A 14,939-nucleotide genomic window follows, 5' to 3' on the forward strand; every position below is an offset into this window, starting at 1 on the left:
TATTCATATTTATTGTCCTTTTGTTTATTATCATAATAATGAAGATCGCAAAAGGTGTTACTGAAAGCAAAAAAAAAACAATATGTCAAATATTTCGGATGAAATGGATAGCCAATCCAAAAGCGAAGTGCTTAATTTGGCTATGAAAAGAACGAAATTCCGATCTGGACTTTTTTGCCTGTTGATTAGTGCGCAAATGGGCTATACCCAAGAGAAAGTTTTTCCCGGTGCAGATGAAAAAACACCTTCGAAGGCCCAGTATTTTAGCTGGATCAATAATACCAATGAAGGGCCGACTGAAAAACAGACGCTCATCAATTTTGCATTTTTCGATTGGCTTAAAAGTACCTATGGCATGCAGCTTGATATCTATGCATTTGATGCCGGTGCACTTGATGGCAAAAATTTCTATGGAAGCCTGAACTCAGCGCGGTTTAAAAAACAGTTTCCAAACGGTTTCGACCCGCTTTATAAAAAAGCAACCAATCTGGGCATGCGTCTAGGGATTTGGGGAGGGCCTGATGGATTTGGAAATACAGCAGAAGAACAGCAGGAGCGGATAAGCCAGATGGTTAAGCTCTGCAAAGATTATGGCTTTGCTTTATTCAAGTTCGATGCCGTTTGTGGGCCCCTACGCCCCGAAAAAGAAGATGCCTTTGTTAAAATGATGATCGAAGCCAGAAAATATAGCCCAGATCTTATTTTGCTCAACCATCGGTTGGGATTAACCAAAGGACTGCCTTATGCGACTACATTTTTATGGGGAGGGGCCGAAACTTATATTGATGTTGTGATGAACAACAATTCTACAGCGCCGCACCACAGGCAGGGTGCATTATCAAGAGGTTTGGTGCCAGGCCTTAAAAGATTAACAGAGGATCATGGTGTGTGTATTTCATCATGTCTGGATTATTGGGACGATGACCTGGTATTACAGGCATTTAACAGGAGCCTTATTTTATCACCGGAAATTTATGGGAATCCTTGGTTATTAAGGGATGAAGAATATCCAAAGCTAGCGAGAATTTTTAATATCCATCAAAAATATAAGGATATTCTTACAAGTGGAATGGTATTGCCAGCAAAAGCCTACGGTGCTGATGCAGTTTCAAGGGGTAATGACAAAACCCGCCTAATTACCTTAAAAAATTTAACCTGGACAAAGCAGGTGCGTACACTCAGGTTAGGAAATGAGATAGGGTTGGCCAAAGGAGAAAAAGTGAAATTAATCCGCTTGCACCCGGATGAAGAATATCTTGGAACACACCAATATAATGATGCAGTGCAGGTAAATATCGAACCTTTCAGGTCTGCACTATTTATTGCAACCACCGAAGAATACAGCGACCCTGTAATTGCGGGTGCAAGATTTCAGGTGATACAGAATGTGCCGGGTAAACCCATTTTAATTGATGTACTGGGCAATCCTGGAAGCACAGTTTCCATTTCTGTACTGGATCCATGGAAATACAAAAAGGCCGGGCTTACTGATCTTACAGCTAAAAAGATGACAATTAGCGGTGAACAAAAAATAACCTTTACAGGCACATCATTAAAAAATGATACCAAAAGAAAATTAGCTGGCTTCAGTATTATTCCTGTGCCAAAGGATGCTGAAAGCCTATACGAAGCAACAGTTTTTGCGGCAGACAATAACGCCCTGGAAGTCCGCTCTTTAATGCGTTCAGGTAAAACGGACATTCCGGCGGTAAAACAGGCCAGAGATGCATTTTTTGAACAGGATGCATTCGTTGAACGAGGTGTTTGGGATAAAAACCTCTTCGATGGCGATTTAAAAACAGGTTTTTGGGAATCAGCTAAATACCGCGGTGCACAAAAGGTTAAAGGTGGCATGTTCAGGCTAGACCTTGGCAAAGTAACAGCCGTTGACGAGCTGATCCTAAAGGTGCCCGATATATTTTCTTTACAGCCTTTGCTTCCCGACGAAGGCAACTTTGTTGAGGTTTCCAAAGACCTGATCAAATGGAAGCAACTTACCTATATCGCAGGTACCACCATGAAAATCGCTGTTAACGACTCAGTCCGCTATTTTAGGTTTGTAAACCAGCCGCAACAGTTGACAGAAGTAGAGGCACTTTATAAGGGTAAGCAGCTGGATAGATCTAGTTGGCGTGCTTCCAATCTTTTCGCACCGGCAAACAAAATGGTGGCTTCCAAAGCATGGAAAACCAGTTTTAAATTAGAGGAGCTGACTAACCATGCATACCTCAGCGTTGCACTTAACGGTATACATGGGATAGAAGGTGCATATGTAGCAGCTAAAATAAACGGTAAATACATTGGTGCACCAGATCGTTCGGTTTCTTATCCTTCCAATACCTGGGAACACAGCAACGCCAAACTTGATCAGAACTATACCTATTACATTCCTTTGAAAAAAGAATATATAAACCAGGAAATTGAACTTTTTGTATTTTCCTATGATGCGGCAAATGCGGATTTTAAACCAGAAGCCTGGATGTGGTCAACGGATGCAGATGAAAAAATCCGGTTGGAACTGATACCTAAAACCGGATCAAAATATAATTGATGCTTACATAAATAGAAATGAATAAGGGATATGCATGTGGATTTTCTTATGCTACAATGGATAAGCGAGATTTTTGAAAGCTGTTTTGTTTTTAAGTATTTGGGAGTGAGGTCATTGTGTTTTAAGTGGTTTTGATTTTCACAACCCGTAAACAGCAATTATGAAAATATGTAACACAATTTTGCAAGTTTGTACGAGCCATTTATATCTGTACAGGGAATCGTCTTCTGAAAAAGAATGTTTTATGAACATATTAATAGCCTAAAGAACATCTAGCGGCTCATACATTCCAGATTCGTTTCTCAGGTGGGCAGCCAGGTCTATAACTATAATCTGAAAAAGATAACATGTTTAACAATATCAACAAATTGAAAAAGTACTTCCTGTTTTTGCTGGCCCTTACTGTTACGTCACTGCGTGTAGATGCAAAGGATATCATTATCCGTGGAAAGGTTCCGGTTTATGTGAGCCCCGAAGAATCTGCTGAAGTGCGCCTGGCCGTTGCAGATTTGCTGCGGGATTTACAAAATGTTTTTGGGCAAAAATCCCCGCTTGTTGATCAACAGCCAAAATCGGGTACGGCCATTATTGTGTCTACGGGTAACCATTTTAAAAGTAAACATGCAGCAATAAAAGGCTGGGAAGCGCATCAGTTGTTTATTAATAATGGCCAGGTAGTGCTTAACGGAGCAGATCCGCGCGGTACGATCTATGCCATTTATACTTTTAGTGAACTTTTGGGCGTAAAGCCACTTTGGTTCTGGGCTTCCCAGGCACCTAAAAAGCGTGCAGAACTTCACCTGCCTGATCGTTTTTTAAAAGTATTTAAATCTCCCGACATTATATACCGCACCTGGCTGCCCAACGATACCGATTTTTTGAGTCCCTGGCAGGAACGTTCTCAGGAAAATTACGAAGCCATATTTGAAAGTATGTTACGCTTAAAGCTCAACACCATTGAAGGAGGGATTGCAGATAGCAATAGTTTTGGTCCATCGATGGCTTTAGGCCGACAGGCACAGGCAGCCAAAAGAAGGGGACTGGTAAATACCGGTCATCACATGCAAATTTTTGGTTCAAATTACAGCAACTGGAGTCAATACTGGAAAGCGGTACGCCATCAAGATGTACCCGAATTAACAATTGCAAACCGTAATGCATTAGCAGAATATTGGGGCTACCATATCGATCTGGCCATGAAAAATAAGGCTGAAATAATCTGGCTGGTCGGTTTTCGTGGCAACAGGGACATTCCATTCTGGGAGTTTTTCCCCGATGCGCCTAAAGATGCCCAAAGCAGGGCAAAGGTAATTGGCGAAATGGTGCAGTTGCAGATCGATTTGCTTAAAAAGAAAACCGGGAATTCAAATCCTCCGATGCGCTTAACGCTGTATAATGAAATGACTACCTTGCTTGCTCAGGGATTTTTGCAGATTCCGAACGAACCTTCCCTGATACGCAATTTTGTGGCGGCCAGAAGAGACCATTTCCCTGCGCAGGATATTTATAAACACCAGTTTTCGTCAAATGAACCCACTGGTTATTATATGAATTTTCAGTTTACCTCAACAGGTTCTCATTTGGCTCAGGCAGAAGGACCACGCAAAATGGAACAGAATTACAGAATTGTCGATAGCCTGAGCAAAGGGCAGTTGATGTTTTCTGTGGTTAATGCCGGCAATGTAAGGGAACACGTAGTGGAACTCGCAGCCAATGCAGCCATGATGTGGGATTTCAAAAGCTTTGACCCAAAACTTTTTCTTAAAAATTTCAGTTCAACTTACTTCGGACAAGATTTAGGGCAGGAGATTTCAAACCTTTACCTTGATTTTTTTAATGCTTACTGGCAACAGAAAAAAGCAGATATTCCGGGTTTTGAAAGACAATACATTTTTCAGGATATGCGTTATGCCCGCTCAGCTGAGATGATCTTAAGTGACCTTGAAAAAGGAAAATTTAGCTTGAATCCGTTGGAAAATCACCCGATGGATAACCCTGATAAAGGCAGTGTCGGATATTTTCGCGTGATTCCGGAAGACAATGGAGTAACCAATCAATTGGAGGCCATCCTAAAGGGAACAGAAACAGCTATCAAAAAATTAGAAAAAATTACAGATAAGGCAGATGTACTTTATAACAGCAAACTAACTGTTGGAAAGGTCTTTTTTAACGATAACCTCCGTGGCCAGGCTTATGTAATGCTACATCTAAATAAGATGCTAAACAGCTTGGCCCAATGTTATCAGCTAAAAGATGCAACAGCTAAAAAGAAGGAATTGCTCAAACAAAGTTTAACCGAACTTAAATTGATGCATCAGCAATTGGACCAGGCAGAGCATGATCAATTTTCTGACTGGTATGCCAAAGAAACAAAATTTGGTATTGATGGAATAGAAAAACGAATGAATGCTTTGCTTATAAAACCCATATGGTAACCTGCCCGGAAATATATTGATTTAACCCCATCGAAATGAAGAAAAAGATTAACGTACTTATCGATATGATCGGCTATGGGATTGTTGAACTCCCTGTAGATTATTCCCTATCCTTCTATACTAAATCTGGAAAAGATTGTGTTCTTGCTGAATGCCATGTTGATGGCATTAACACAGCAGAACATTCCTGGCTGTGTGCTAAGAATTTCAGATTGAACTTTTCAAACTTTGATCTTGGTAAAGGTTATACCGTATGTTTTGGTGGGATAGAAGTAGATATAAATCTATATTATCAAACGATGTTGAATGTTGTTGCCGATTATTTGGCTTTAAAGGAAGGCTTTTTCTATGAATATTTTGTGATTCAGGACTAAAGCATTCTTTACTATTAGTAACAACATCCATACCCGTCATATTAGCGGCAACAAATGAATAAATTTTATGAAAAAAATATACAATAATTTAGAACAAACATGGAGATGGTATGGTCCAAGCGATCCCGTTTCCTTACAGGATGTAAAACAAGCTGGGGCAACAGGTATTGTAACTGCATTACATCATATTGCGCATGGAGAAATCTGGCCGGTGGAAGATATTCTTGAGCGTAAATCAATTATCGAAGCTGCTGGTTTAACTTGGTCAGTGGTGGAAAGTGTTCCTGTACATGAGGCGATCAAAACCAGAAGGACAGACGCAGATCAATATATAGAAGCTTATAAGGCTTCACTTAAAAATCTCTCAGCCTGTGGAATAAAAACTGTCTGCTATAATTTTATGCCCGTTTTAGATTGGACCCGTACTCAGCTTGATCTAGAAATGAAAGACGGATCGAAAGCCCTTTATTTTAACTGGATCGACCTGGCAATTTTCGACCTGTACATTTTGAAAAGAGATCGTGCTGTTGCTGATTACCCCCAATCTGTATTGGAGAGAGCAAAAGCCAAATATGAAATTCTAACCGTAGGAGAATTGGACGACCTTCGGATCAATGTTTTAATGGGGATCCCCAACGAAAAAGAAATTGAACTCGAAACCCTGCGGAACAGTATCTATGAATATGAAAAAATTGGAGTTAATGGTCTTCGGGAAAATCTTGTTTATTTTCTTTCATCCATTGCCGGCGTTTGTGAGAGTGAAGGTATAAAAATGACTATTCACCCTGACGACCCGCCTTACCCTATCCTTGGCTTACCCAGAATTGCCAGCACTGTTGATGATTTTAACTACATCCTAAGCAATGTTAACGAGCCATTTAATGGCGTATGTTTCTGTACAGGCTCTTTAGGTGCAGGCGTTGATAACAATGTGCTTGAAATTTTTAGTGTAGTGAAAAATAGGGTGTACTTCGCCCATTTGCGTAATGTAACTAAGGATGAAGATGGAAGTTTCTACGAAGCAGATCATCTGGATGGCGATGTGGATATGTATCGGGTGATGAAAGCCTTAATAGAAGAAAATAACCAGCGCAGTACACCCATTCCATTTCGGCCCGACCATGGTCACCAGATGTTGGACGACCTATTGAAACACTCTAACCCAGGATATTCGGCCATTGGTCGTTTAAGAGGTTTGGCCGAACTCCGTGGACTTGAAATGGGCGTTACCGGAAGGCTGTTTGAGGTTTAAAAACCCATAAAATAAATTCAAAATAGAAACCCCTTGCCATGGGGTTTTTATTTATAGGGTATGCTGGCAACGCAATTTTTACTGGAATAACAAGTTATGGTATTTCTTTGATAACGATCATGATTTATACGGCTACGAAAGCAATCGATTAATTTTCTGATCACACATCGCTAATATGTGAGGATTCATTTCCACTTCGCATTAATAATCATCCTAAACTGCTCAGTTTACTAAAACGTTTAATGCCGAAATCTATTCTATGTATTTGATTTTTTGATAAACATGTATTATTAACAATCTGTATATCAGTGTTTTGTATTTTTTTTGGCTTTGATTTTTTATTTATGGACCAGCTGTTCGAGTGAATTACAGATTCCTATTTACAATTTTGTTTCCCCAACAATGCACAGCCATGTTTGTGCAAATAAAGAGCTAACCAACTATTAATTATGAAACCGATTACCACATACCCTAACCAGATGTTCTCATACTTTTCGAAGCATTTTCCAGGCTGATATTATTAACATCGAAGTTAAAATCAGTCCATTCAATAGCATATAAAACCAAAAATTAATAAAAACCCAATCGAGATTTCGCTCCCCCTTACAAAAACAATTACCCTTTTAACCAAATTTTATGATTTTTTTTACAAACAAACCTCGCCAGCTAAAAGGGCTGCTGGCTCTATTTTTAGTTGGTTTCTGTTTTTTGCAGTCATTTGCGCAGAGCCAGACTGTTAAAGGTAAAATTACTGATTCCGGCAATAACCTACCCGTTATCGGTGCAGCCGTTAGGGTTGTCGGATCAACTACTGGAACTTCAACAGATAATAACGGAGAATTCAGCCTCAATGTTCCGGTAAACGGAATGTTGGAAATTAAAAGTTTAAGTTATTCGCCACTTACCATTAAAGCCGATGCAACAAAGCCGATGCAGATTAAGTTATCGCCAGCAAATAATGATCTTACTGATGTTGTGGTAATTGGCTATGGAACTGCTCAGAAAAAAGATCTTACTGGATCTATAGGAACGCTTAGGACTGCGAAACTAGAAAAAGAAGCACCACGCTCGGTTCAGGATCTGCTCAGGAGCGGGATTCCAGGACTGGCTGTTGGCCAGAATAGCTCTGCCAAAGGTGGTGGCGATCTTCAGGTGCGTGGACAGCGGTCGTTAAAGGCAGAAAATTCGCCTCTTCTGGTAGTTGATGGAGTAATCTTCTTTGGAGAACTTTCAGAGATCAACCCATTGGATATCGAACAGGTAGATGTATTAAAGGACGCATCCTCTGCCGCAATTTATGGTGCAAAAGCAGCCAATGGCGTAATCATTATCTCCACCAAGAAAGGAAAAAGCGAAAAACCGACCATCCGTTTAACGGCTACCAATAGCCTGGTTACCATGGGTGTAAACCGCCCGGTATATGATGCACAGGGCTATCTGGACTACCGCCAAGACCTGTTTAACAGTACATCCAGATTTACCTCGCCGGGCAAATATGTCAATCCAACCCCAGAGAATCTGGCCAGCGCAGGCATTACCTACGCGCAGTGGAAGGCATATGATGGACTTACCGGATCAGATCAGGAGGTATGGCTGCAGCGTATCGGCCTGTTTGAAAACGAGCGTGCAAACTATTTCGCAGGGAAAACCTACGATTGGTACGATGCCTCATTTCATACTGGCTATTCACAGGATTACAATTTAAGTGCTTCCGGACAGAGTAACAACAACAGTACAAATTATTACATGTCATTAGGTTATCTTAAAAATGAAGCTGTAGTGGTTGGCGATGACTACCGTGCCTACCGCGCCAATTTTAAATTGAGCCAAAAAATTACGAAGTGGCTTACTACCGGAATCAATGTCAATTTTCAGGATAGAAGTGATGGTAACCTCGCTGTTGATTGGGGCGGTCAGATTATCAACAACTCGCCATTTGCAAGGGCCTTTGATGACAACGGGGCCTTAATCGGCCAGCCCATGGGAGCAAGTGTAAACCAGGGGACAAATACAGCCTATAATAATCAGTTCAAGGAGCTTGAAAAAGGATATACGGTATTAAATACAACACTATATGGAACAGTTAAATTACCATTCAATATTACCCTGAACACCAATTTTTCGCCCCGTTACCAATTCTTTTATAACAGATACCATGAATCGTCAAAAAATCCATTGTGGAGTGATAATGGTAGAGTGCTGCGGGAAACTCAAAAAAATTATGATTGGCAGGTTGATAATACCTTGAACTGGGAAAAATCTTTCGGACAAAAACACCGTTTAAAGGTAACACTGCTCCAGAATGCAGAAGAACACTGGAGCTGGAAAGATAGTATGACCGGTGTAGACTTTTCGCCGACCGATGCTTTGGGATTTCACAATATCGGGGCTGCAACGATGTCTAAGAGTTCATTTTCTACCGATGATTCACACAGCACGGGAGATGCACTGATGGGAAGGATTTTTTACTCTTTTGACGATAAATACATGCTTACTGCCACAGTTAGGCGTGATGGTTATTCTGCTTTCGGTGCTTCTAACCCCAGGGCAACTTTCCCGTCACTGGGATTTGCATGGAATTTTAAAGATGAAAAATTTATTAAATGGGATGCTTTGAGTACAGGGAAACTAAGATTATCTTACGGTATTGGTGGTAACCGCTCTATCGGAATTTATCAGGCACTTTCAAACCTGACAACAGGGGCAGGAAAATTCAGTTATGCAACCCCAAGCGGTACCGTTTACGAACTTGGCCAGCTGTATGTAGACCGTATGGCAAATACCGACCTGAAATGGGAGTCTACGGCGTCATATAACTTTGGACTGGATTTCGGTTTTTTGAATAACCGCATTAACGGTAGCATCGATTATTATCACATGCCAACAACGGATCTTTTAATCGATCAAGGACTGCCGCCATTTATAGGTTTCAAAGTGGTTACAGCTAACCTTGGAGAGGTAATTAATGATGGATTGGAATTGAATTTGAACGGTAATATTATCAGCAATCCTAATTTCCAGTGGTCTGCAAATGTGGGTGCGTTTTTTAACAAAAACAAGATCAAACACCTGTATTATACCTATACCGACGTAACCGATGCAAACGGGAACATCACCTCTAAAGAGGATGATGATGTTGCCAACAACTGGTTTATCGGCCAGGATATCAATTCAATCTGGACTTACAAAGTCTTGGGTATTTGGCAGAAAGGCGAGGAGGCTGAAGCAGCCCGATATGGCGAAATTCCTGGTGATGTGAAAGTGGAGGATGTAGATAATGATGGACGATATACCAACGCCGATAAACAGTTCCAGGGCTCGAAAAATCCCCGTTTCCGCTGGACACTGAGAAATGACTTTACTTTATTCAAGAATCTGGATGTCTCTATCAATGTTTATTCTTACATCGGGCAAAAGGTTACTTCTACTGAATACCTGAACAATCCAGGCGTGCTGATTGATAGAAGTAATTCTTACGTTAGGGAATACTGGACGCCAAATAACCCGTCAAATGAATTTGCGCGTTTAAACTCGACCAATGTGCAGAACATTTCACCTTCGAGAGTTATCGACAGGTCATTTATCAGGCTTGACAATATTTCGATGTCTTATCTGATTCCGACTAATTTTACAAAGAAGTTGGAGCTCAGTCAATTAAGAGTTAATGCCAGTGTAAGAAACGTAGCCGTTTACAGCAGAAGCAAAGACTGGACAACCTGGGATCCTGAAACCGGGAACATCTTGCCGAGGACTTTTACCCTGGGCTTAACAGCAACCTTTTAATTTAAAATGAATCCACATGAAGATCAAAAATAAATCAATTTTAACAATAGCATTTTTAAGCGCAATACTGATCAGCTCAAATGGCTGTAAAAAAGAATTTCTTAAGCCTGATCCGCTTTCTTTTTATGAACCTTCAGTTACTTTTACGACAAAGCAGGGTTTGCAGGCAGCAATAACCGCTTGTAACAGGAATTTGGTTCAGCTCTATACAGGTGATGCTGCACCGATTTTAACTGAAATGCTTTTTAGTGAGGTAGCTGTCAATGCCAATACGGGCGGTTCTGGTCCGGCGCAGGATTTGAATGCAATGGTTACCCCAACATCAGACAATTATAACGCCAATACAAACAAGGCTACTTATTTTTGGGATCAGGGATATAGTGGGATCAAATATGCCAACACCATTGTATCCAATATAGATAAAGTAGAGGGATTGGATCCGACACTTAGGAACCAGATGCTGGGAATGGCCTATTTCCACCGCGCTTTCAGGTATCTTTGGCTGGTATTCGATTATGGAGACGTACCTTTGATTACCAGAGAGGTGACAAGACCAAAATTTAATTTCAGGTCAACCAAAGGCTCGGTAATCCTCGAAAAAATGACAGCTGATATGGAATTTGCTGTCGCCAATGTACCTGCTGTCGGCGATTTTGGAGGTGTGAATAAAGGTGCCTGTCAGCAGTTGCTGATCAAATATTACCTGGCAACGGGAAAATTTGATAAAGCTATTGAAACGGCCAATTCACTGATCAATAGTTCTGGATATTCGCTGATGATTAATACCTTCGGAACCTTCATCAACCCGATGCCTGCCGTTCATAATATCACCAGGAATGTGATCTGGGATCTGCACAGGCCGCAGAACAAGTCGATAGGGGCCAACAAGGAAGCGATTATGACCTTTGTCAACCGCGAGGAAAATGCCGCCAGTCGTTTTGATATGACCACAATGCGAAACGCCACACCATTTTTTGTGGGAACAGGTTCGCAACTGATCATCACGCCGAGCGGTAAAGCTGGTTTGAACTGGAGTTATTCCGCTACATTTAACAAGATAGATCAACGAAAAGCCTACGGACGTGGGATCGGAACTTCGAGGGGTACCTGGTATAGTACCAATGCCATCTGGGATGATCCGAACGATCTTCGCCATAGCAGCAGTACAGGAAACTGGATGCGTATGGAAGATCTGGTATACAATAACCCAACACTGCAGTCTTCAGGAGACCCTTATTATGGTAAAAAGTTACAACTTTATAACAGTAATGGAAAAATGTTGGTTACCGATACCATTAGATGCTGGTATGACTGGCCACATTACAAACTTTGGGTAGAATCACCACGTGCCGAAAACCAGGATATGTACAACGGCGGGGCAGGCGACTGGTATATTTACCGTTTGGCGGAAACATATTTGTTAAGGGCTGAAGCCTACTTTTGGAAAGGGGATCTTCAATCTGCAGCAAATGATGTAAATACCGTACGCCGCCGTGCACAGTGCACAAAAATGTATACTGCCGGCGAGATGACCATGGGAAAGATTATGGATGAGCGTGCCAGGGAACTCAATTATGAGGAAATGCGCCATATGGAACTCAGCCGTGTATCGTATATTTTTGCTTCGACAGGTAAATCGGATGAATTTGGGAAAAGTTATACAGTTGCAAACCTGTCGAAAGACAGTTACTGGTATACCCGCGTAATTACATATAATAATTTTTATCGTCAAAATGTTCAGACGACCTATGGCTCTGTGTTCAGGATTAGCCCATACCATATTTACTATCCGGTTCCGCAGCGGGACATAGATGCAAACCGAGAGGGAAGGATCAATCAACCCATCGGCTACTCTGGATCTGAACGCAACATCAAGCCCATTGATAATCTGGAAGAGGCTTTGGCTCTCGAAATCAATTAGAAAATAAATTATTAAATCAAACCTGTGCCTTTGACTGGGCACAGGTTTTTCAGAATTCAATCCTTATATGAAAAATAAATTAATCGGTGCGTTTGTTGCACTTTTGCTCTCTACCAGTTCTTTTGCCCAGGTTTTAAACATAGTTTCTTTTGGCGCGAAGGAAGGCAGCAATCTCAATAATGCAAAAGCTATACAAAATGCAATTGATAAATGTGCCCAAAAAGGTGGGATAGTACTTGTGCCGCCAGGCAAATATTATTCTGGCACCATCTACCTTAAAAGCAATGTAACCCTATCGGTAATGAAGGGTGCTGAACTTGTAGGGAGCCCGTTTTTAAAAGATTATCCTGTAAATACTGTTTCGGCTAAAACCAGACCTCCTCACCGTCCACAGTGGCCTTCAATGCCAAGCCGTGCACTTATCTATGCCGACGGGCAAAGCCATATCAGCATCACAGGCGAGGGTACAATTAACGGTAACGGACTGAGCAAAGAATTTAAAACCAGGGATGATGATCCCAACCGGCCTAAAATGATCATGTTCGTGGCATGTAAGGATGTTAATGTACGCGATATCCACCTCCGAAATTCTGCTTTCTGGCTTCAGCATTATTTCGCCTGCGATGGGGTAAGGATTACGGGCGTAAATGTTTATAATCATGGAAATTTAAACAATGACGGAATAGATATCGACAGTAAAAATGTTATTATATCCGACTGCAATATTGATAGCGATGATGATGCAATCTGCATGAAAAGCGATGGTTTTGATTTAGTGGAAAACGTGAGCATTACCAATTGTGTAGTCGCTTCCAACTGCAACCTGATTAAAATGGGTACGGCAAGTTATGCGGGGTTTAAAAACGTTTCGGTGAGTAACTGCGTATTGAAAAAAGCATCGGTATCCATCATGGGGAAAAAGAACAGACACAATATCAGTGTTGAAGATAGTATTTCAGCTGAAGCTGGAATTGCACTCGAGGCGGTAGATGGTGGAAGCATTAACCAGGTTGTAATTTCGAATATCACCATGACAGGTATCCAGACACCGATCTTTATCAAACTTGGGAACCGCAAATTTCAGCCGGCACCGGTAAGCAATATTATCATCAGTAACGTTACAGCGACCTCAACAAGTTTTCTTCCAAGTTCCATTACAGGTATTCCCGGTAATGATGTAAACAATGTAATTTTGCGCGACATTATGCTCATTAGCAAAGGAGGTGGGAAAAACTTAGACCCCGCTAAACCAATTCCGGAAAACAGTGGAGGGTACCCTGGAAACAGCATGTTTGGCAAAACCTTACCGGCCTACGGACTATTTCTAAGGCATATTAATGGCATCGAACTTAATAATGTAAAGTTTTTCCTGCAGTCACCGGATGAGCGGACAGCAATCTATCAATCTGATGTAAAGAACTTTAAATCCAACTAAACAGAGCAGTGTCAGCGAATGACTTATTTGAAAATGCCAGCTGTTTACGATGAAGACCTAACTCGTGATTTTTTACATTTCTGCCGATATTTTGAGTGATACTTTAAGAAATTCCCTCAATGATCGAAAGGTGATAATTTTCTACATTTACTTATCTTAGTTGCATGGAGAAATAATCCATGGACTTAAACGTAAAATGAGCAAATAATGATTATTGAACTGTTAAAAAGCGATAAGGAAATTATCACGCTGGAGCATGTTGAGCAAATTCCGGACGACTTAAGTGGAATTTCGAGTGTGCAGGTTATCGGTTATACACAGGCAGGAGTGACGCAGCTTGAGAAGCTTTTTGGTATAGACGCTTCCATGTTGAACCATGGCGACGATATTGAAATAAGTTCCCATTATCTGGAAAAAGAAGACCAGCTCGCCTTTAACTTTACCTTTCCTTATTTCAGTTCAGAAAATGGAATGGAAGAAGTTGTAATTTGTTTTATATTAAAGGAAAAGCTGATGTTCTCCTTCATGGCCATAAATTTTGAACAGTTTATTCCCGAAAATCAAAAACAGAAGCAGTTTGATCATATAAGCACATTGCCCTTTACCCTTGATACTTTTTTGCTTATGATGATTGGAATTATTTCTGATTATTTTGCCGACCTGACTGAGGTAATTGCCAAAAATATAAAGATTATCTACTCAAATCTCCAAAAAAAGGAATTACTTTCTGAAAATGCACTCGATGAAATAACCAAGCTTAAATTTAATAATTTCATTCTAAAAGAATCGCTGAATAAATACCGCCGGATCTTGCTCATGTTAAGAAAAAGCAAAAAATTAAACGAACAGATAAAAGAGGCTATTTTGATGGACCTGAACGACCTGACCGTTATCAATGAATATGTTCAGAATAATTTTGAACGTTTAGATGATCTTAAAGAATACGTATCGAATAAAGTGGATATGGAGCAGAACCGGATTTTTAAAACGCTTACCATCGTTACGGTCTGTATTTCCCTTCCTATGCTTGTTGCAGGGATCTATGGTATGAATTTCAAATTTATGCCGGAGCTGGAATGGGCGTATGGATATACTTACGTAATCATATTACTGCTTTTAAGTTTTCTTGCACCTTTAATTTGGTTTAAATGGAAGAAGTGGCTTTAACAGTTTTGCCTGTCCGTTTTA

Annotated in this window: 8 protein-coding genes; all 8 read left to right on the forward strand. The window is 40.7% G+C overall.

The features are described from left to right. Positions 1-82: 82 nt before the first annotated feature. Positions 83-2,551 (forward strand): hypothetical protein, encoded by a 2,469-nt coding sequence (locus tag R2R28_RS01540; RefSeq protein WP_316823944.1) that lies wholly within the window; start codon positions 83-85, stop codon positions 2,549-2,551. A gap of 368 nt (positions 2,552-2,919) precedes the next feature. After that, on the forward strand, positions 2,920-4,986 hold the full coding sequence (locus tag R2R28_RS01545; protein WP_316823945.1) for a glycosyl hydrolase 115 family protein: 2,067 nt from the start codon (positions 2,920-2,922) through the stop codon (positions 4,984-4,986). A gap of 35 nt (positions 4,987-5,021) precedes the next feature. Further along, positions 5,022-5,360, forward strand: coding sequence for a hypothetical protein (locus tag R2R28_RS01550; protein WP_316823946.1), 339 nt, complete (start codon positions 5,022-5,024; stop codon positions 5,358-5,360). 67 nt (positions 5,361-5,427) lie between these two features. Continuing rightward, positions 5,428-6,612 (forward strand): mannonate dehydratase, encoded by a 1,185-nt coding sequence (gene uxuA / locus R2R28_RS01555; RefSeq protein ID WP_316823947.1) that lies wholly within the window; start codon positions 5,428-5,430, stop codon positions 6,610-6,612. Positions 6,613-7,248: 636 nt separating this feature from the next. Then, positions 7,249-10,395 carry a SusC/RagA family TonB-linked outer membrane protein gene (locus R2R28_RS01560; RefSeq protein ID WP_316823948.1) on the forward strand — a complete coding sequence of 1,049 codons (3,147 nt, stop codon included), beginning with the start codon at positions 7,249-7,251 and terminating at the stop codon, positions 10,393-10,395. 16 nt (positions 10,396-10,411) lie between these two features. Next, the gene (locus R2R28_RS01565) at positions 10,412-12,316 is read left to right on the forward strand and encodes a RagB/SusD family nutrient uptake outer membrane protein (RefSeq protein WP_316823949.1); all 1,905 of its coding nucleotides are present in this window, start codon (positions 10,412-10,414) and stop codon (positions 12,314-12,316) included. Between the two features lie 67 nt (positions 12,317-12,383). Then, the gene (locus R2R28_RS01570; RefSeq protein WP_316823950.1) at positions 12,384-13,751 is read left to right on the forward strand and encodes a glycoside hydrolase family 28 protein; all 1,368 of its coding nucleotides are present in this window, start codon (positions 12,384-12,386) and stop codon (positions 13,749-13,751) included. Positions 13,752-13,958: 207 nt separating this feature from the next. Next, on the forward strand, positions 13,959-14,918 hold the full coding sequence (locus tag R2R28_RS01575) for a CorA family divalent cation transporter (RefSeq protein WP_316823951.1): 960 nt from the start codon (positions 13,959-13,961) through the stop codon (positions 14,916-14,918). Positions 14,919-14,939: the final 21 nt, after the last annotated feature.

The sequence above is a fragment of the Pedobacter miscanthi genome (assembly GCF_032678605.1).
Taxonomy (GTDB): Bacteria; Bacteroidota; Bacteroidia; order Sphingobacteriales; family Sphingobacteriaceae; genus Pedobacter; species Pedobacter miscanthi_A.

What these genes read in the sequence shown, in the direction of transcription:
- R2R28_RS01540 (WP_316823944.1), top strand. Translation starts at nt 83, where the DNA reads ATGTCAAATATTTCGGATGAAATGGATAGCCAATCCAAAAGCGAAGTG.
- R2R28_RS01550 (WP_316823946.1), top strand. Translation starts at nt 5,022, where the DNA reads ATGAAGAAAAAGATTAACGTACTTATCGATATGATCGGCTATGGGATT.
- uxuA (WP_316823947.1), top strand. Translation starts at nt 5,428, where the DNA reads ATGAAAAAAATATACAATAATTTAGAACAAACATGGAGATGGTATGGT.
- R2R28_RS01560 (WP_316823948.1), top strand. Translation starts at nt 7,249, where the DNA reads ATGATTTTTTTTACAAACAAACCTCGCCAGCTAAAAGGGCTGCTGGCT.
- R2R28_RS01565 (WP_316823949.1), top strand. Translation starts at nt 10,412, where the DNA reads ATGAAGATCAAAAATAAATCAATTTTAACAATAGCATTTTTAAGCGCA.
- R2R28_RS01570 (WP_316823950.1), top strand. Translation starts at nt 12,384, where the DNA reads ATGAAAAATAAATTAATCGGTGCGTTTGTTGCACTTTTGCTCTCTACC.
- R2R28_RS01575 (WP_316823951.1), top strand. Translation starts at nt 13,959, where the DNA reads ATGATTATTGAACTGTTAAAAAGCGATAAGGAAATTATCACGCTGGAG.